The following is a 19,870-nucleotide window of genomic DNA, read 5'->3' on the forward strand; positions in this document are numbered from 1 at the left end:
AGAGGTGAATTTATAGTGACTCTCTCAGGCTAAACCTTGACATTGATGTTAATGTCAAGGATATGGGAGTTAAAAATGAAAAGTAAAATCCTTTTACACTCCTGCATTAAGAGGAAAAATCTATGCTAAAGCGAATTTATATTGATAACTTTCGTGGGTTGGTAAATTTTGAGATAAATTTTGACTCGATTAATCTGTTTCTTGGTGCTAATGGTTCAGGAAAATCAACTGTTTTTGAGTCATTAAGAAAAATTCAAGCCTTTTTAACTATTCATTGTGACGCAGGAGAAGTTTTTAAATCTTCTGACTGCACACGCTGGCAGACTTTAGAAATTCAGCGTTTTGAGTTAGAAATTTCTGGCAATGGTGGCGATTATAAATATGAACTTGCCATTGAACATCATATGAAACATAATTGCCATGTTAAATATGAGCGCCTGTATTTCAATAATAATCTTTTATTAAATATTGAGAATGGTAAGGGTCAGCTTGCTAGAGATGATAATTCATATATGTCTGATTTTCCATTCCCTACCTCTCATTCTGCAATATTATTACTAATAGAAAGTGGCAATACCAAACTGAAATGGTTCCAAATGCGGATGGAACGATTAATCATTGTACAAATTATTCCTAGCTTCATGACCAATGGGAGTAAAAAAGAAGAGTTGCAACTGAATTGGAAAATGGAAAATTTTGCTTCTTGGTATCGGTATATCACTCAAGAAGAAGCTAAAACAGCAGAGTTAATTAATGTGCTAAAAACATTGTTACCTGGCTTTTTAGGCTTTAGATGGGAATATTTAACCGAAGAGTATGTAACTCTAAAATTGCAGTTTGCAGATGAGGAAGATAAGACAAAAATTATTGATTATCGTTTAAGTGAATTATCTGATGGACAAAAAGCGCTTTTTGCTCTTTATACTTTCCTGTATTGTACTCAATCTGAAGACTATACATTATGTATAGATGAGCCAGAAAATTTTTTAGCCCTGCCAGAAATTCAGCCCTGGCTAATTAAACTATATGATTTTTGCAGTGAAGAAAAATTACAAGCTTTGCTGATTTCCCATCATCCAGAACTAATTAATTATCTTTTAGCATCACCTATAGGTTATTGGTTTGAGCGTCAAATCAATAAACCTGTGAAGGTGAAAAAGATTAGTAATGAGTTGGCTGACAATACTGGATTACCCGTTTCAGAATTGATTGCGCGGGGATGGCTATATGAGCCAGCGTAGAATACAGATTCTTGTCTTGTGTGAGGATAGGCAACAAGAGGTTTTTGCTCGTCATTTTCTAAAAATACGAGGCTTTAATGGAACAATCAGATTTTTACCTTGCCCAGATGGAAGCCAATCCGCAGAACAGTATGTGCGATTGTGTTATCCAAAAGAAGTGAAAGCATACCGCAGCAAGGCAAGCTACTTATCTATTGGGCTGGTTGTAGTGATTGATGCAGATAAAAAAACGGTAGAGGAAAGGTTGAAGCAATTAGATGATGCACTGAAAGAAGATTCACAGCAGATTCGCCAGCCTGATGAAGCCATAGCAATATTCGTGCCAAAAAGAAATATTGAAACTTGGATACATTATTTACGGGGACAGGCTGTTGATGAAGAAACAGAATATCCAAAATTTCCTAGAAATGAGTCAGCCTGCAAACCATCTGTAGAAAACTTGGTAAATCAGTGTTACCAAGGTTTAGATGAAAATGCGCCACTATCTCTTCAGGCGGCTTGTGAAGAGTTACAAAGAATTTTGCCGTTGTTGGGGTAAATCATGAATGCTGGTTGCTTAACTATTAAAGAACTTACTGATGCAGTAGGAGGCGGTTTGACTCCGCGGATGGTGCGCCATTACCATCAATTGGGACTGCTACCGCAACCAGTGCGATCGCGCAGCAATTACCGTCTCTACACCCAAAAAGATGTTCTCCGGTTACAACGGATTGTCGCACTCAAGCAGCAAGGGTTTCAGCTAAATCATATCCGCAATATTTTGGAGGTGGAACCAGAAGCCGATACAACTGTTAACTTGATGGGACAACTCCAGCAGCAATATCGCGCGGTGATGCAACAAATCTCCCAACTGCGGCAAACTGCATCAGCATTAGAAGGATTATTGGGACGCGATCGCCATTGTCAAATTATCCAGGCGGAAGTTTTGGCGCAACTCAAGTTACTTGATGTTGAAACTCAAGCCGGATTGGGAGGATTGGAAAATCTCTGGAGTGGCTTGGATGCCGAAATTCATACCCACTCGGAAGCTTTTACCGAATCGCTACAACGCTTACTTCCTGATTTGTCTCACCGTTCGGAAATTGAACAGCATTTAATTTCTCAGTTGGTTTTGGCTTGTGGCGATGTCAGTTTAGTGTCCTTTATTAAATTGAGTCGAGATGCGATCGCAGCTAGTCGAGAAGCTTTATCTTCAAGTTGTCAAATTGTTGTCGATACTCAAACGGTTGCTGCTGCTTTAGATCAAACCCGATTACTTCACTTAGGATGCCGCACCGAAACCTTAATTGATAACCCTCATATTACTACTGCCACTGAAGCAGAACTCGCCTTTTGGCAACATCAAGAATGGCGAACAAAATTGCTGCAAGTAAGTAATGGATGTGTGCTGGTAGTTGGTTATGCTCCCTCAGTACTTCTGGAAGCTTGTAAAGCCATTGCTAACCAAAAAATTCAGCCTGCATTAGTAATTGGAATGCCCATTGGCTTTAGCCACGCTCCCGCAGCCAAGCGACAACTGATGCAACAAGGGATACCTTATATTACAGTTGAAGGGACTTTAGGAGGTGGCGCATTAGCTGCAACGGCCCTAAATGCTTTGGTTGAGTCCCTGATAGATAAGCCAGATTGTCATTGTTATCTCAAATAAGTATTCATTTAAGACAGCCTGTCCTGGCTAATTCTATGAGACTGTTGGCGAATAAGTGAGGGGTCTTAGTAATCAGTAGACTTCTTGCATAAGTCGGGAAAAGGGTAAGGGGGAAGGGGAAAAGGTTCTGTATTGTCCCCTTCCCCTTTAACCTTTACCCTTTTCCCCCTCTTGCAAAAAGCACTTTTGCAAGAGGTCTAGTGAGCAGAATAGTAGAGTTAAAATACTGGAATCTCAATGACAAATTCTGTTCCTTCACCAAGTACAGAATTGCAACTCAAGCTTCCATTATGGGTTTCCTCAACAATTTGACGAGCGATCGCTAATCCTAATCCTGTTCCTTTGCCAACCTCTTTGGTTGTAAATAGGTGGTCAAAGATCCGCAATCTAATTTCCTCTGGCATCCCCTGGCCGTTATCTTTCATCCGAATTATTACCGTTTGTTCGTTACTGGATACTTCGGTTTGAATCAGTATTTGCTGACGATCGCCTTGCACTTGGGCAAAAGAACGCCCCTCAATGGATGCATCGAAGACATCAATTGCATTTGCAAGGATGTTCATAAATACTTGATTTAGCTGTCCTAAAAAGCACTTGACAGGCGGTAAATTTCCGTATTTAGTGATGACTTCAATCGCTGGACGTTTTTCGTTAGCTTTGAGGCGATATTTCAAAATTAACAGGGTACTCTCAATTCCTTCATGGAGGTTACAAGCAACTTTTTCGGCTGTATCGGCTCTGGAGAAGGTGCGGAGACTGATACTAATATCTTTAATCCGTTCTGAAGCCACCTTCATCGAACTTACTAGCTTTGGTAAATCTTCAATTAGAAATTCGAGGTCAATTTTTTCGCCATGCTCAATGACTGCGATCGCCGGAGTGGGATGATGTTGTTTAAACAATTGGATATGGGCGAGTAAGTCTTGAGTATACTCTTCAGCATTGTGGAGGCTACCTTCCAGAAATCCAATGGGATTATTAATTTCATGTGCCACACCTGCAACCAAATTGCCCAATGTTGCCATTTTTTCGTTTTGCACCATTTGTAGTTGGGCTTGCTCAAGTTCTTGCAGCGATCGCTCTAGTTGATGAGCATAATTCTGGTATTCTTGATAAAGGCGGGCATTTTCTAGAGAGATGGCAGCTTGAGCGCATAGCAGTTGGATAACTTCGGTGCGATCGCGAGTAAATGCACCAATTGTTAGCGGATTTTCTAGATATAGCAGCCCGATAATTTTTCCCTGATTTAATATTGGCGTACACAACACACTCTTAGGTTGTTGCTGCATGAAATATGAATCAGCGATAAAATCAGTTTGTGCTGTTGCATCATCCAGTACAACAGTTTTTAAACTGTGTTTGACAAAGTTCACCAGTGTAATGGGAATGTCTTCGCTGGTTGACAATGGTACAGATAATAGGGTGACTCCTTCATCAATAGTGGCTATGGCTTCAACCACTAAATTTTCCTGTTTGAGTACAAGTAATGCAGCTTTTTGTGCCCCAGCATTTTCCATCACTACTTGCAAAAGTGTAGTGAGTAATTGCTCTAATTGAATTTCACTGGAGAGGGCTTGTGAGGCTTTCAAGATGGTGGACAAATCGAGGGCTTCAGAGATACTGCTGCTAGAGAGGTTTGTGTGGATGGTTTGATTTGGTAATGATGATGCATCGACAGTTGAACTCAGTTGAAAGTGATTAATTTGCCCTTGTAAGATGGGAGCCAGGAGTTGAGGATAGCGTTTTTCTAAGTCTTCAGTTTTGGCTTTAGCGCCCCAACGAGCATAACAGTAATAAGCTTCTTGCATATAAACTTGGGCGATTTTTTCTTTGTCCCAGTCGAGGTAAAACTTGGCCGCTAGTTCATTACTCAAAGCTTCTTCTTGGATATATGCATTTTCTTTCGCTAGAGTTATGGCGCAATTGTACAATTCCATTGCTTTGTTTTTGTGCAGCAAAATCCGCTGCCGTTCTGCTTCGACTAAATAAAATTTGTGTTGATGATTAATTGGGGCATGATGCGCCCATTTTTTCAGTTTTTTCTGATGGGATGTGATTTTTTTAAGAATCTGTTTTTGTTCGTTAGCTGTTGCTGTTGGATAGAGATTTAGTTGGGTTAACGCCTCATAAAAATAAACTATTGGTACAACTGCTGCCGATGTTACCCCATCTAAATAAGTTATTGCCTGAATTGCTGCCTCAGATGCTCTGGTATAATTTTCAAATAGGTAGCAAAGTATCAGTTCATTGGCATAGCTAAAGCTCAATCCAGTGCGATCGCCTGCTTGCTCTTGTAATGAACGAATAGTTTGGGCATCATAAACAGCACCTGATAAATAACTGGGATCGGTAGATTGTCCTAACAAATTCAATATGGCTTGACGAAATGAATTAATATAAGTCTGGGGTTTTTCTTGTCTAAAATGACTATAGACTTCAGCATAGTCACCCATCTGTTTTTCTAACTCAGCTAATTCTTGCCCCATCAAATATCCATGAAAACTACAGCTATAGCTAGCCCAAGCTGCATATTCGATATCTCCGGTTTCTAAACCCACTTGATAGGCTTCAATTAACGGTGCAATTGTGTCTTTAAGTGGTTGATGCCAGTGATTAATAAATGTTTGAACAATGAAGAAAGTTCTAGCTTTGAATTCTTTACTATGGAATTTTTCGAGAACTTGTAATGCTAATTGACCAAATTTATAACCTGTCTCAATATTTCCCAGAATGCCACACTCAATCAATCCATACCAGGCATAGCCAAATGCAGATGCCGCAGCATTACCGTACTGCATCGATAAATTGACTTCGCTCAAGATTATTGGTGGCAGTAAATCTGGACGAGCAATATAAGCTGTGGAATTTGTACTAGCCAAAATTCGGATTGCTGCTAGTTGTTTGTCCCCAGTCATATTAGGTAAATCAATCAAACTTAAAGGAGATTTACCTAAAAATCGTAATTTTGTTTGGGCTAGATTGAGTAATGTTTGTATTTTAGTTGCTTGATGAGATAGTTTCACACCTAAGAGATTTAGCAGTGCGATCGCAGTCTGAATTGAATCATCAAAACGACTCTGAGCTAAATAAGATTGGATTTGAATTTCTATCGATTTCACCCGATCTATTAAGACTTTAGCATGTTGTTGCACTTGCTCAACAAACTCTTCTACTTCGTCAAACTGGCCCATAAGATAGGCTGCCGAAGCAGCTTCTTCATACAATGCTAATGTGAGTGAATACTGTTGTTGCCAGCTATCTTTTCTCAATAGCTGAATACCGCAACTGATATATTCTATTGCATTCGTATAAGCAGTGGATAGTTTGGCTTTTTGCCCAGCCAGTAAATTTAACTCTGCTAATCGATCTCGCTCAGACTGCTGAGTGATTAGCTTTACACCAATATTTAACTGATTAACAATCTCAAAAATTCTCTCTTCCTGCTTTTTAACTGGTATTTTGCTTAATAGCAGTTGGCCAATTTGCAGATGGATGGATTGCTTTTTTGACTCCGGGATCAACGCATAAGCTGCTTGTTGAATGCGATCGTGTAAAAATTTATAGTTTACAGTTAGCGCACTTTGTACTAAATCCTGTGTTTCTCGCCCAACATAGAATTTGTAAACTTCGCTTTGGGGCAAGATTAATCCCTCTTGTAATGCTTTCCAGAGAAATGTTGCTGTTTCGGTTTCAGAATTTTCCGAAACAATTGCCAATGTTGCCAAATCAAATTGATTACCAATACAAGCTGCTAATTTCAAAACATTCTGCGTTGATTCTGGTAATTTCCGCAACTGTAAAACCATAAAATCAACCACATCATCTGTCAGAGCTAACGCCTTAATCTGGGCAATATCACACTGCCAGCTTCCGCTATTTACATCAAATTTAATTAGCTGGTCTTGATGCAGTGCTTTGAAAAATTGCGTACTAAAAAATGGATTACCCTTGGTTTTCTGATATACTAACTGTGTTAAGATTTCTGTAGTTTCTAGCGAACAGTTTAGGGTATCGGCAACCAATTGATTTAAACTGGCTTCACTCAGTGGTGCTAATGTAATTTTGTTAATAGTAGCATTAGCTTTGGCAATTTCATCTAATGTCAACATCAATGGATGGGCAGCAGAAACTTCATTATCTCGATAAGCTCCAATTAATAATAAATATCCTGAGTTTGACTCATTCATTAGTAACTGGATCAACTTCATTGATGCTGAATCAGCCCACTGCATATCATCTAAAAATATGACTAGGGGATGTTCTTTGGTAGTGAATACTTGAATAAATCTTTGTAATAATAAATTAAACCGATTCTGGGCTGCATTTGGTGAAAGTTCTGTTGCAGATGGTTGTTGGCCAATAATTTGTTCTAGTTCGGGAATTACCTCAAGAATGACTTGCCCCTGATCGCCCAGCACTTGTAAAATTTTATTTTTCCAAGTTGACAAATGAACATCACTTTCACTCAGCAATTGTCCCATTAAGTCTCGAAACGCCTGCACAAAAGCAAAGAAGGGAATATTCCGATTAAATTGGTCAAATTTGCCCTTAATGAAGTAGCCCCGCTGTCGGACAATGGGTTTGTGAACCTCGTTAACAATTGCTGTTTTACCAATACCAGAAAAACCAGCCACCAGCATTAATTCGACCCCCTTAGTTCCCCCTTAGTAAGGGGAGCCAGTGCGTTGGGCGGCTCTGCCGACTTGAAGCATCTGGCGTGGGATTCAGGGGGGTTGCTAACACGTTCAAATGCTTTCAGCAGAGTTTCCACTTCATGCTCACGACCATAGAGTTTTTCTGGGATAATAAAGCGATCGCACACATCCCGTTGAGCAATTGGGAAACTCGCAATTTTTCCCGTCTCTTTTAGCTCATGTAAACAATTTTCTAAATCATATTTTAGCCCAAATGCACTCTGATAGCGGTCTTCAGCATTTTTCGCCATCAATTTCATCACAATGTCACAGAGAACTTGAGGAATCTCTTCCCTATTCTCTGTCCCCTCTCCCCTCTCCCCTAAAACTGGCGGAAGTTTGGCAATATGACAATGTACCAATTCCATCGGATCGTGCGACTTAAAAGGTAATTCCCCTGATAGCAACTCATAAAAAGTTACACCTAAAGAATAAAAATCAGTACGGTAATCAATCCCCCGATTCATTCTTCCAGTTTGCTCTGGAGACAAATAGCCGAGTGTTCCTTCTAATACATTAGGACTCATCAGGACTTGAGTTTCTCGTGGCAGTAGAGATGCAATACTAAAGTCAATTAACTTAACTTCTTTAGTTTCTGGATTAATTAAAACATTGGCGGGTTTAATATCTTTGTGAATAATCCGATGATGAATTAGAATATCTAATGCATCACACAGAGCGATCGCTATTTGTAAAAACTCTTGTAAAGACCTGATATCTAGCGTCTGGTAAGAAGCAAAATAATCTTTCAGAGAAATCCCACCAAAATCTTCCATTACCAACGCATAACCATTTTGATACGCCTCCAGACTGTAGGTTTGGACGATCGCAGATGAGTTAAGATTTTTGGCAATTGTGTACTGATTGCGAAACTGCAACAGATCGCTGAAACTGGGATATGAATTTTTTAGCAGTTTAATTACTACAGGTAATGAGTCAGTTTTTCGATACCCCCGATAAACTAGAGTTCTGGAACCGTTGTAGATTTCTTCAGTTATGTCGTATCCGGGAATACTGACTATGCTGCTGACCATACTGCTAAACCCTAGTGATTTCTGAATTTATTGTTCCCAAATCAGTAACGCCAGTTTATGTGTGTCTTTTGAGACAATTCATAGGGGCAAATCATCGCAGTAGATAGAACTGTATTTGATGTCCCAAATTCAAAGGCGAATAGCCATTCAGAAACGAGAACATCTTGCTAGAAGAAAGAAAATTTGTTAGAAAAGCCTTAAATAATACTCCAAGAAGAAACCAAAGGAAAAAGGTGAGAAAAAACCCACCTCCTCGGAATCGATATGATAGACAAGTAAATAAAATTTAAAAAATATTTATCGAATGGTAGATCAATCATCTGGCTTGTCCAAGGTCAAAGACTCAATAACACAAAAACTCTTCTTGGGTAATGAACCAAATGCGGAGTTAATTGCAATTCTCACCGTTTACTTTGTCCAAGGAATTTTAGGGCTATCGCGTCTAGCCGTTAGTTTTTTCCTCAAAGATGAATTGCTGTTGAGTCCAGTCCAGGTGTCGGCGCTATTGGGAATTGTCTTCCTACCTTGGATGATCAAGTCGGTGTTTGGTTTTATCTCTGATGGCTTGCCTATATTTGGCTATCGTCGCCGTCCTTACTTGATTTTATCCGGGATACTGGGAACTGCTTCTTGGATGAGTCTGGCCACAATAGTTCATACTAGCTGGGCAGCTACCTTAGCGATCGCTTTTGGTTCTCTCTCCGTCGCCATGAGTGATGTTATCGTTGACTCGCTGGTTGTAGAACGAGCCAGAGGCGAATCGCAAGCAAAAGCCGGTTCACTACAATCTCTGTGCTGGGGTGCTTCTGCGATCGGAGGTTTAATAACAGCCTACTGTAGCGGTCTACTACTCCAATACTTTACTACCCGTACCGTCTTTGGGATTACCGCTTTATTTCCGCTGATCGTTTCAGGAGTGGCTTGGTTAATTGCTGAGTCCCCCGTTAGCAAAGATGCTCAAGATAGTAATCAAACCAACTCTTTGCCAATCAAACATCAACTGGAGCAGCTACGCCAAGCCATTAGTCAAAAAACAATTTGGCTACCAACGGCATTTATCTTCATCTGGCAAGCTACCCCAAATGCTGACTCAGCCTTTTTCTACTTCGCTACCAACGAACTCCACTTTGAACCAGAATTTTTGGGGCGAGTCAACTTGGTGGGAAGTTTCGCTTCTTTGGCAGGTGTTTGGATTTTTCAACGTTTCCTTAAAAGCATCCCTTTTCGCGTGATTTTTGCTTGGAGTACTGTCCTTTCATCACTTTTGGGGATGACGATGCTGTTGTTGGTGACTCACACAAACAGGCTATTGGGTATAGATGACCACTGGTTTAGTTTGGGTGATAGCCTGATTCTGACTGTGATGGGGAAAATTGCCTTTATGCAAGTGATGGTGCTAGCAGCAAGGCTTTGTCCTTCTGGTGTGGAAGCAACATTATTTGCCTTGTTAATGTCAGTCTATAATTCAGCCGGAACAGTTTCCCATGCATTCGGGGCATTAATCACGTATTGGCTGGGGATCACCGCAACAAACTTTGAGTCACTTTGGCTCTTGGTGTTAATTACTAACCTCAGCACGCTGTTACCCCTACCATTTATCAAATGGCTACCTGCGACTGAAGAGCAAACTGAGACATTCAAAAATGAAGAACAATCATTTTCGCCTGATTTGATGTCTGAGTTGGTACTAAGGGAATCAAAGTCGGAAATATTAGAATAGTGTAATACGACAGTTTTCAAGTAAATGAGATCAAGAGTGCTGACTGCTGAGTAAAAAGTGCTGAGTATTTAAAATCAGACACAAAGAGTTTCACTTCTTTCCCCCTGCCCCCCTGCTCCCTGCTCCCTGCTCCCTGCTCCCTGCTCCCTGCCCTATTTGGATGAAACCATTTTTTCGCTGGCAATAATATGCAAATCGATGTTTTTGAGCAAGCGCACCAATTTTTGCGTCAAAGATCCTTTGAGGAGCATTTGCCAGCGCGATCGCTGACTTTCTCCAATTACAATTTGGGTGATACGATGTTTCTCGGCGACTTCAGCGATCGCATTAGCTATATTACTGTTGGTAACACGAAGAAAAGTACCTTCAAATTCTTTACATAGTTTCTCACAAGTGTGGATGTGTAAGCTTTCCTCCTTCGTAAGGAAGCGTTCTGGATCGGCAACGAACAATGTATAAAGCGGCGCGTTCATGTAGTTAGCCAACCTTGCACCCCGGCGTAACAGCTGTACTGAGTTGGGATAAGTAGAAACACACACCAAAACCCGCTCGTGAATATTACAAAATTGTCCGTTGGGAGTAGAGGCGATCGCATTTCCTTCCACGTTGTCTGCCACTTCCCGCAAAGCTAACTCCCGCAAAGCAATTAGGTTGCGGCGTTGGAAAAAATTATCGAGGGATTGTTGGATTTTTTGCTGTGCGTAAATCTTGCCTTCTAATAACCGTTCTTGCAGCGTTTCTGGTGTGACATCCACTACCACTATTTCATCTGCTTCATCCATAATCCTGTCAGGAACCCGCTCCCTGACTACCACACCTGTAATTCTAGCTACTAAGTCATTGAGACTTTCCAGATGTTGGACATTCATTGTGGAGTAGACATCAATACCTGCTGCCAAAACTACTTCTACATCTTCGTAGCGCTTTTCGCGTGGAGAACCAGGGACATTAGTATGGGCAAGTTCATCGATTAAAACTAATTGGGGCGATCGCTTTAAAATAGCATCTGTATCCATATCCATCAGCGTCAACTCACCGCGAGGATATTTCTTACGGGGTATAATTTCCAGTCCCTCTGCCTTTTCAGTTGTTTCCTTGCGTCCGTGGGTTTCCAAAAGCCCAACGACAACATCAATTCCTTCCTGTTTGAATGCGTGTCCCTCTTCCAGCATCCGGTAGGTTTTGCCTACTCCAGGAGCCATGCCAATAAAGATTTTATGCTTACCCCGCCGTCGTACTGTATAAGGCGAGTAACTTGCAGAATTTAAAGGCGCATTCCCAGCCGAACCAGTATTACTTTTATCTGACATTAGGCCTCTTGCATGAATACTTGAAAACAATAATCCTTGGTTCACGTAGAGGCGTAGAGAGTAATGAAAAAGTTATCTATTTATTCCTAACTCCTAACTCCCCACTCCTAACTCCCCACTCCCCATTTATTAATTTTGCTGACGATTAATATCTTGCAAGTCAAGAGCATAATTCAATCGGAGAACATTAACTCCCGGTTCGCCAAAAATCCATAAAAATCTGTCATCAGTATACTTATTAATTAAAGGTAAAATCTCATCTTCTTTTACTCCCCGCGCCCCAGCAACTCGCGTCAATTGCTGCCGTGCCGCTCTAAAGGAAATATGCGGGTCTAAACCAGAACCAGAGGTATAAATTATATCGGCTATCGGTTGAAGATTTTCCTCTCGCAATTTATCTGCTTCTTCTAAAATCCGCTTTAGTAGTTCTGGATTGCTGGCAGCGAGATTGCTAGCTCCAGATATGCCAGTTGGCTTGGCTTTTCTTCCTTGGCTATATCTAACAGTACTAGGACGAGAATGGAAATATCGCTCAGATGTGAACACCTGACCAATCAAAGCCGAACCAATTGGTTCATTACTTAGATTCCGCATGATGCTGCCATTAGCTTGATAGGGCAAAAAAACTTGACCCACTACAAGAATTCCCAGCGGATAGATGATTGCAGTCAACAACCAAAGCATTAGAGTTATAAAAATTGCTCTGATGGTTTCTCGAATAATAGCCATAAAAAGTTTTCCAATTGCGCTTAAAATTTAATTTTTAATTTTTAATTTNNNTTTTTTTGCCCACCTAACAGGAGGNNNTAAGATACTGTTAGCAACAGCATAAACAACAACTGGGGCAGTTACCACATTCAAGCACAGCAAGATAAAAATAGCGAGTGGTAGATGTTGTTTATGCCANNNCGACTAAACAAAGGATATCGTCAAAGCAGTGCTGAATGAAAACGATATTTATTCATATTCTTCTTATCCCTCCCGTCAACAGGTAAAAGTAAAAATGTTTATTATTTTACTTTGGTCAAGATGCGATCGTTTCTCAGCGTCTCTACTTTTGCTATCCTTAAGCCAAGCCCACAAGTGTAATCAGTACATCGATCAACTTAATTGCAATAAACGGCGCAATCACCCCACCTAAGCCGTAAATTAAGATATTGCGTTGGAGTAACTGATTAGCTGTCAGTGGTCTAAACCTCACACCCTTTAATGCCAATGGAATCAAAGCAGGAATAATCAAAGCATTATAAATCAATGCTGAGAGTACAGCAGATTTAGGGCTAGTCAAATTCATAATATTCAGGCTTTGCAAATTAGCAGCGACAAATATCACTGGGATAATTGCAAAGTATTTAGCAATATCATTAGCGATGGAAAATGTCGTCAATGCTCCGCGAGTAATCAACAATTGTTTACCAACACCAATGATATCGAGCAGCTTTGTGGGATCGGAGTCCAAATCGATCATGTTAGCGGCTTCTTTTGCAGCTTGCGTTCCTGTATTCATTGCCACGCCGACGTTAGCTTGGGCTAATGCGGGAGCATCGTTAGTTCCATCTCCCGTCATGGCTACCAGTTTACCTGCTGCTTGTTCCTGCTTAATGATACTGATTTTGTCTTCTGGTGTGGCTTCGGCAATGAAGTCATCAACTCCAGCTTCTTTGGCAATGACAGAAGCGGTAATTCGGTTGTCTCCAGTTAGCATGATGGTACGCACTCCCATCCGTCGCAGTTGCTCAAAGCGATCGCGGATACCAGGTTTAACTATATCTTTGAGATAAATAATCCCATAAATTTCGTTATCTAGGCTGACTGCTAGGGGTGTACCTCCCAGGCGAGAAACTCGTTCGTAGGCAGCATCCAATTCTGGTGTATCGCGTCCGTTGCGGGAGCGGACAAATCCTTTAATAGCTTCTACTGCTCCCTTTCTGGCCTCATAGCCACCAGGTAAATTCGTGCCACTCATCCGGGTTTTGGCGGAAAAACTAACTCCTTCTGCCTGAGTGGAGTCAAAATCAAATCTTGCGCCCAACTTTTCTGCTAGTCGGACAATGGATTTACCTTCTGGTGTATTGTCAAAGACACTAGCCGCCCAGGCAACATTAGCAATTTCTGACATTGAATGACCGTTGAGGGGAATAAACTCTTCCGCCAGACGGTTGCCGAGGGTAATTGTACCTGTTTTGTCGAGAAGTAAAGTATTAATATCACCACAGGCTTCGACTGCTCGTCCTGATGTGGCAATAACGTTAAATTGGGCAACTCGATCCATACCAGCAATACCGATGGTACTTAGTAAGCCGCCAATGGTGGTAGGAATTAAAGCTACTAATAGGGCAATTAAAATTGGGACGCTGACTGGACTGTTGACATAGTAAGCAAGGGCGGGCAAGGTGACTACAACTAACAAAAACACTAAGCTGAGAACTGCCAACAATACCGTGAGGGCAATTTCATTAGGTGTTTTGCTGCGTTCTGACCCTTCTACCAAGGTAATCATTCGGTCAATAAAGCCTTTACCTGGATCAGTAGTAATACGGATAATTAGTTCATCTGAAATAATCCGCGTCCCACCAGTGACAGAACTGGCAACATCGGAGCCTGATTCTTTTAATACTGGTGCAGATTCCCCAGTAATTGCTGATTCATCCACGGAAGCAACACCCATGATTACTTCACCATCGGCGGGGATGATATCGCCAGCAACGACGTAGATGGTATCGCCCTGTTTAAGGCTGGTGGATGAAACTTCACTAAGTGTGCCATCGGCAGCAAGTTTTTTCGCGATCGCCTCTAACTTTGTTAACCGCAAGGCATCCGCTTGGGCTTTACCCCGCCCTTCTGCCACTGCTTCGGCAAAATTGGCAAACCAAACTGTAAAGAATAAAATCCCCGACAACAAGGCGTTGAAAACTTGCGGGTTCTTTTGCAGGGTTGGGCTAAATAGGTTGGGATCAATCGTTAGCAATAGGATGATGATTGTCCCCACCCAAACCACAAAAATTACTGGATTTTTGATTGCATACTTGGGGTTGAGCTTGACAAAAGCATCTCTAATTGCTCTTAAGTACAGCCACTTATTATTTGCCCTAGTCTTTTTACGTTTTTGGCGGCGATCGCCAGAACGAGAACTTGGGCGTCTAGCTTTAAAGTTAGTTGCCACTGGATTCATAAATAAAGTTAGCAGTGAGAAGTTAGGAGTTAGGAGTTATAGGAACTTCTAATAAAAAAATATCCAAATTGTAGGATGCGTTAGTAACGCATCCTACGAAACCGGATAATTTATAAAATAACGGCAGGAGCCAGGGAGAAATAAGTATGAATAAAAACTCTAGTTCTGAGTAATTACCCAGTTAAAAATAAGATACTGGTACGAGACGCGTAGAGCAAGATATAGCTGAGTGCTGTTAGCGGGGCGTTAAGCAATCAACACTGTCCTAACATATCTGACTACAGCTATATAATCTTTCTTGCTTGAATCTCACACTTTTAAGTCTGGGTTACTCCTTCCTCCTGCCTCCTGAATTATTATTTGATATTTTCTCAATTTCAAACTTATAACTCATAACTTTTCTAACTGCCAGATGCTAGTTTTAAACCCTCAGCTATGGGGCCTAAAGCCAGAACGGGAAAGAAAGTTAATACTCCCAAAACCAGCGTTACTCCAGCCGTGATCCCAGTAAATACCAGAGAATCTGTTCTCAGGGTTGCAGGGGTTTCTTCTACTGGTTGTTTGCGAGACATCCCGTCAGCTAGCAGTAAGATGGCAATCATCGGAATGTAGCGTCCTCCGATTAAGCTAACTAAAGTACTCAAGTTCCACCACAAGGTGTTATCCCCCAAACCCTCTAAGCCCGAACCATTATTTGCTGCTGCTGAGGCATATTCATAAACTACTTGAGAAATACCGTGATAGCCAGCGTTGCTAATTCCAGATAGGGAGATGGGATAAGCCAAAGCGATCGCACTGGGGATCAAAACTAGAATTGGGTGAATCAATAGCACGACGCTGGCGAGAACGATTTCCCGCTTTTCAATTTTGCGTCCTAAAAACTCTGGGGTACGTCCTGCCATGAGTCCAGTTAGGAACACTGTGAGAATTAAGTAAATAAATAAGTAAGCTGTTCCAGTTCCTTGACCACCCCAGATAACCTGGATAAATAAGTTGAAGAGAGTCGAAAATATTCCTTGCGGCATCAGAGAATCATGCATCCCATTTACAGCACCAGACATAGTAGCAGTAGTCATCACTGCCCAAAATGCTGTTTGTGCCCAACCAAATCGAACTTCTTTACCCTCTAAATTGGGCTGTTCTAATCCAAAGGCGGTATTAACTAGGGGATTACCTTGCAATTCTCCCACAGCTGTCACTCCCACTAGAATGACAAAAATCACAAACACCATCCAAAAAAGTAGCCAAGCTTGTTTGATGTTATTGGCAAATATACCGTAGGTGTAAATCAAGGCTGCTGGGATAGAAATCATGGCAAGCATTTCTATCAAGTTAGAAGCGCCATTGGGATTTTCAAAGGGGTGAGCTGAGTTGACGCCAAAAAAGCCACCGCCGTTCTCGCCCAAAAGTTTGATCATTTCAAAGGATGCCACCGGGCCTCTAGCTAGATATTGCGTCCCGCCTTCTAAGGTTTGCACATCCATAGTCCCAGCTAAGGTTTGTGGTACACCTGTTATAAGCAAAGCGATCGCGCCAATAATCGAAATCGGCAGCAATATTCGCGTAATTCCACGGACGAGATCGACGTAAAAGTTTCCCAGTCTTCTACCCGTCAACCCGCGAATAAAGGCAATTCCCACGGCTAAACCGGTGGCTGCGGAGGTGAACATCAAAAAGCCTAAAGCCGCTACCTGGCTAAAATAGCTTAAGGTTGTTTCACCTGCATAGTGTTGTTGATCGGTATTCGTTACAAATGAAATCGTTGTATGCAGCAATACATCCCAACTGATCGCGCCGAGGCCGTTTGGATTCCACGGTAAAAGCCTCTGAAAATATATCAGAAAATACACTGAAATAGCCATGACCGTGTTGCAACAGAGTACGGCCCGGATATACTCCCAACCCGTCATGTCATCTTTTCTCCGAACACCCGCAAATACGAACATACTTCGCTCTATGGGATTCATTAAAAAATCAAGTAGTGTTTTTTCTCCCAAAAAGACACTAGCTATGTATTTTCCGAATAATGGAGTGATTGCTATGACAATACACAGCGTTAAGCCAATTTGCAAAAAACCTTGTCCCATATATTTCGCGCTAAATTAAATTTAAGTGGTAGCAAGCCGATTATTATAAATAACGGATTTTGAGGAATTTACTATTTTCAGTTAGGGACTTCCAAATAAAAAAATATCCAATTATTTATTGTGGGGTGGGCGTCTCGCCATTGGTGTCAACTTAAGCCGAAAACTATATCGGACAGGCGTTTTGCAAATTCCTCACGCCCTCATCCCCTAACCCCTTCTCCCTNTGGGAGAAGGGGAATTGAATGTCTAGCTCCCCTCTCAGGATGGGAGAGGGGCTGGGGGTGAGGGCAAAACGTTGTCACCAAGCGGGTTTAGCGTTAAGTTGACACTAATGGCAAGATGCCCACCCCACAAGATTGGATAATTTATTTCTTGGTAATCCCTTATCACTATTTTCCAGATACTTGTTCAAGTTTTGATTAATAATATTTAATCTTTACTCTTAATTCATCTATTTCACTAGTTAGGATTATTTGTTTATACAATACATTTTCCAAGTTTGCAGAACTTACACACTCAGATCCTCTATTGCATTGCTCCCTAACAACATCGACAACGCCGCTGCCGCCTTCAATACCTGATTGTCAGACACTTCTAAATATCTCTCGAACTGCTCTAAATTCCGATGCCCTGAGATTTCCGCAATTACCCGCAGTGAGATACTAGCGTTACTCATCTGGATTAAGGCAGTACGCCGAAAGCCTGTAATCTATAGACTATAAGGATTTGACCCCGATTAGTCAGAATTGCTTGAGTGAGATTAGCTAGCTTGCCGCACTTCGGCAAGGCTCAGTGACCACCGTAGACATCGCTCCTATATATTTCCAATCACTGCATTAGGGGCGATCCTGGCATTTTAGGAAAATTGTAGCTTAACCGCAAAGGCAATGGTCGTAAAATTGATTTAGAAATTGAATTGATTGGATTTCGCTTGTACCAGGTGGGTTAGAAATTAATTAAAAATTCTCTTTCGTGTTGACAAGTATACAGCTAATTATATCTCTGCAAGAATGGCGATCGCGCTGACGGCAGTATGCTCCAAATATATTTCAGGACTAGCCAGATTTTTAGTAAATCATAAATGACGATATTAAGTCGATTATTGACTATGAAAGAAGCTATAAATGAGCGTGTAAAGACCTATGGACTAATAGTGATCGCCTTTGCGATCGTGATAATACTAGAATATTTGACACCCCCGGAGTACGTATTTGGCTACCTCTACACAGGAACGATTTTGTTAGCAGATTCTCGATTGAATCGGGGAGCAGTTTTGGGGATCACTGTTGCAGCAACAGGATTAACATTATTGAATTTGTTTGTGCCCGGAGGAGAAATGATTAATTCTCCAACGTTGGCAAATCGGTTAATTGCAGTGTTGGCGTTGATGGTAACAGGTTGGTTAAGCGATCGCAACCATCGCAACGAAGAAGCGATCGCTTATACCCAAGCACAATTACGCTCCCAAGAACAACTGGCTATCATGCGTGAAGATTTTGTTTCTACCCTAACGCATGATTTGAAAACACCTTTATTAGGAGCAATTGAAACGCTGAAATATTTTCAAAATGAGCAATTTGGTGAAATCACGCCCATGCAAGCAAAGGTCTTACAAACAATGGCTCGTAGTCATCAGAGTACATTGCAATTAGTCCAAACACTTTTAGATGTGTACCGCAATGATGCCGAAGGACTGAAACTACAGATATCACCAGTTAACTTGGTGACAGTGGCGGAGGAGATCGTCGCTACACTGACGGAACTAGCGAGAACACGTCAAGTTTATATTTCTCTGCACTATGGCGAATCAGATTTTCGCAGCTTTCTCTGGGTAAATGGTGATTCTTTGCAACTTGGGCGGGTTTTCAGCAATCTCTTGAGTAATGGTATTAACCATACCCCTCGTGGCGGTAAAGTGGAAGTAGTATTTGAAGGTTATTCTAGCGATCAAGTGGTAAAAATCCTCGATACTGGTTCCGGCATTACCGAAAAAGAGTTACCTCACTTATTTGAGAGATTTTATCAAGGAAATAGCGATCGCCACGTCTCCGGTTCTGGGCTAGGACTTTATTTAACCAGGCAAATTATTACTGCTCATGGGGGTACAATTTGGGCAGAGAATCGCTCACCACGCGGCGCACTATTTGGTTTCCGACTCCCGGCTTGTCCGCCACCGGGGAGGTGAGGGGAGAAATCAATTAAAAATTAAAAATTAAAAATTAAATAACTTCTGCTTCTTGTCCTGAATGCCCAATGCCCAATGACCAATGACCAATGACAAATGACAAATGACAAAAATCTTACTAGTTGAAGATGATGAATTATTTCGGCTTGGTTTGCGGATGCGGTTGCAACAAGAAACCAGTTTGGAGATTGTCGCAGAAGCGGAAGATGGGGAACAAGCTGTAGAATTCGCCAATCGCTATCCTCTGGATTTGGTCTTGCTGGATATAGGTTTACCGGGAATTGGCGGGATTGAGGCTTGTCGCCAAATCAAGGAGAAACACCCAAATTTACCAGTTTTGGTTCTAACGTCTCGTTCTGAAAAACCCCTGATTTCGCGGTTAATTGCCGCCGGGGCGCAAGGTTACTGTCTTAAAGGTATTCCGGCTGAGTCTTTGATATTAGCAGTGCGATCGGTTGCTGCGGGCGCTTCTTGGTGGGATCAAACGGCAACAACTGAAATTAGAGCCGCTTTTGAGGGGAATTCTATGGCGGTGCAGTCTGCAAAAACTGAGGAATCTTTAGAAAATCCTTTAACGAAGCGGGAGCAAGAAATTTTGGCACTGGTAGCAGCGGGCAAAAGCAATCAAGAAATTGCTGAAATTCTCTACATTGCCCCTGGTACAGTGCGGGTTCATGTCCATGCTATTTTACAGAAACTAGAAGTACGCGATCGCACTCAAGCCGCAGTCTTAGCTATCCAAAAAGGATTGGTAGCACCAGAATTGTTGATTAATTAGA

Annotated in this window: 11 protein-coding genes and 1 pseudogene; 6 read left to right on the forward strand and 6 right to left on the reverse strand. The window is 41.5% G+C overall.

The annotated features are described in order from the left end of the window. Window positions 1–122: 122 nt before the first annotated feature. From QUD05_RS13520 to QUD05_RS13530, 3 genes are read left to right on the forward strand one after another with little or no spacing between them, the layout of a single operon-like run. Complete coding sequence (locus QUD05_RS13520) at window positions 123–1,241, forward strand: AAA family ATPase (protein WP_289796503.1); 1,119 nt, start codon at window positions 123–125, stop codon at window positions 1,239–1,241. Beyond that, complete coding sequence (locus QUD05_RS13525; RefSeq protein ID WP_289796504.1) at window positions 1,228–1,779, forward strand: hypothetical protein; 552 nt, start codon at window positions 1,228–1,230, stop codon at window positions 1,777–1,779. Before QUD05_RS13520 ends, QUD05_RS13525 begins: the two co-directional genes overlap by 14 nt. A 3-nt stretch (window positions 1,780–1,782) precedes the next feature. Further along, window positions 1,783–2,889 (forward strand): precorrin-8X methylmutase, encoded by a 1,107-nt coding sequence (locus tag QUD05_RS13530; RefSeq protein WP_289796505.1) that lies wholly within the window; start codon window positions 1,783–1,785, stop codon window positions 2,887–2,889. A gap of 218 nt (window positions 2,890–3,107) precedes the next feature. Here QUD05_RS13530 and QUD05_RS13535 read toward each other — a convergent pair. Next, window positions 3,108–8,617: pseudogene (locus QUD05_RS13535) on the reverse strand (trifunctional serine/threonine-protein kinase/ATP-binding protein/sensor histidine kinase). A gap of 304 nt (window positions 8,618–8,921) precedes the next feature. Here QUD05_RS13535 and QUD05_RS13540 point away from each other — a divergent pair. Further along, window positions 8,922–10,337 carry a folate/biopterin family MFS transporter gene (locus QUD05_RS13540; RefSeq protein WP_289796506.1) on the forward strand — a complete coding sequence of 472 codons (1,416 nt, stop codon included), beginning with the start codon at window positions 8,922–8,924 and terminating at the stop codon, window positions 10,335–10,337. 152 nt (window positions 10,338–10,489) lie between these two features. Here QUD05_RS13540 and QUD05_RS13545 read toward each other — a convergent pair whose 3' ends face one another. The 5 genes from QUD05_RS13545 to QUD05_RS13565 all read right to left on the reverse strand — a co-directional run bounded on the left by QUD05_RS13545 (window position 10,490) and on the right by QUD05_RS13565 (window position 17,582). After that, on the reverse strand, window positions 10,490–11,647 hold the full coding sequence (locus tag QUD05_RS13545) for a universal stress protein (protein WP_289796508.1): 1,158 nt from the start codon (window positions 11,645–11,647) through the stop codon (window positions 10,490–10,492). Window positions 11,648–11,776: 129 nt separating this feature from the next. Beyond that, the gene (kdpC, locus tag QUD05_RS13550; protein ID WP_289796510.1) at window positions 11,777–12,376 is read right to left on the reverse strand and encodes a K(+)-transporting ATPase subunit C; all 600 of its coding nucleotides are present in this window, start codon (window positions 12,374–12,376) and stop codon (window positions 11,777–11,779) included. Between the two features lie 337 nt (window positions 12,377–12,713). Further along, a complete protein-coding gene (gene kdpB / locus QUD05_RS13555; RefSeq protein ID WP_289796511.1) occupies window positions 12,714–14,819 on the reverse strand; it encodes a potassium-transporting ATPase subunit KdpB in 2,106 nt (701 codons plus the stop codon). Between the two features lie 401 nt (window positions 14,820–15,220). Then, window positions 15,221–16,906, reverse strand: coding sequence for a potassium-transporting ATPase subunit KdpA (gene kdpA / locus QUD05_RS13560; RefSeq protein ID WP_289796512.1), 1,686 nt, complete (start codon window positions 16,904–16,906; stop codon window positions 15,221–15,223). 508 nt (window positions 16,907–17,414) lie between these two features. Next, window positions 17,415–17,582 carry an integrase gene (locus QUD05_RS13565; protein WP_289796514.1) on the reverse strand — a complete coding sequence of 56 codons (168 nt, stop codon included), beginning with the start codon at window positions 17,580–17,582 and terminating at the stop codon, window positions 17,415–17,417. A 432-nt stretch (window positions 17,583–18,014) separates the two neighbouring features. Here QUD05_RS13565 and QUD05_RS13570 point away from each other — a divergent pair, with 432 nt between their 5' ends. Together QUD05_RS13570 and QUD05_RS13575 are read left to right on the forward strand one after the other, a co-directional pair. Then, on the forward strand, window positions 18,015–19,091 hold the full coding sequence (locus tag QUD05_RS13570) for a sensor histidine kinase (protein WP_289796516.1): 1,077 nt from the start codon (window positions 18,015–18,017) through the stop codon (window positions 19,089–19,091). 103 nt (window positions 19,092–19,194) lie between these two features. Then, a complete protein-coding gene (locus QUD05_RS13575) occupies window positions 19,195–19,869 on the forward strand; it encodes a response regulator transcription factor (protein ID WP_289796517.1) in 675 nt (224 codons plus the stop codon). The last annotated feature ends 1 nt before the right edge of the window (window position 19,870 follow it).

It is taken from the genome of Nostoc sp. GT001, from assembly GCF_030382115.1.
Taxonomy (GTDB): Bacteria; Cyanobacteriota; Cyanobacteriia; order Cyanobacteriales; family Nostocaceae; genus Nostoc.

What these genes read in the sequence shown, in the direction of transcription:
- QUD05_RS13520 (WP_289796503.1), top strand. Translation starts at nt 123, where the DNA reads ATGCTAAAGCGAATTTATATTGATAACTTTCGTGGGTTGGTAAATTTT.
- QUD05_RS13525 (WP_289796504.1), top strand. Translation starts at nt 1,228, where the DNA reads ATGAGCCAGCGTAGAATACAGATTCTTGTCTTGTGTGAGGATAGGCAA.
- QUD05_RS13530 (WP_289796505.1), top strand. Translation starts at nt 1,783, where the DNA reads ATGAATGCTGGTTGCTTAACTATTAAAGAACTTACTGATGCAGTAGGA.
- QUD05_RS13540 (WP_289796506.1), top strand. Translation starts at nt 8,922, where the DNA reads ATGGTAGATCAATCATCTGGCTTGTCCAAGGTCAAAGACTCAATAACA.
- QUD05_RS13545 (WP_289796508.1), bottom strand. Translation starts at nt 11,647, where the DNA reads ATGTCAGATAAAAGTAATACTGGTTCGGCTGGGAATGCGCCTTTAAAT.
- kdpC (WP_289796510.1), bottom strand. Translation starts at nt 12,376, where the DNA reads ATGGCTATTATTCGAGAAACCATCAGAGCAATTTTTATAACTCTAATG.
- kdpB (WP_289796511.1), bottom strand. Translation starts at nt 14,819, where the DNA reads ATGAATCCAGTGGCAACTAACTTTAAAGCTAGACGCCCAAGTTCTCGT.
- kdpA (WP_289796512.1), bottom strand. Translation starts at nt 16,906, where the DNA reads ATGGGACAAGGTTTTTTGCAAATTGGCTTAACGCTGTGTATTGTCATA.
- QUD05_RS13565 (WP_289796514.1), bottom strand. Translation starts at nt 17,582, where the DNA reads ATGAGTAACGCTAGTATCTCACTGCGGGTAATTGCGGAAATCTCAGGG.
- QUD05_RS13570 (WP_289796516.1), top strand. Translation starts at nt 18,015, where the DNA reads ATGAAAGAAGCTATAAATGAGCGTGTAAAGACCTATGGACTAATAGTG.
- QUD05_RS13575 (WP_289796517.1), top strand. Translation starts at nt 19,195, where the DNA reads ATGACAAAAATCTTACTAGTTGAAGATGATGAATTATTTCGGCTTGGT.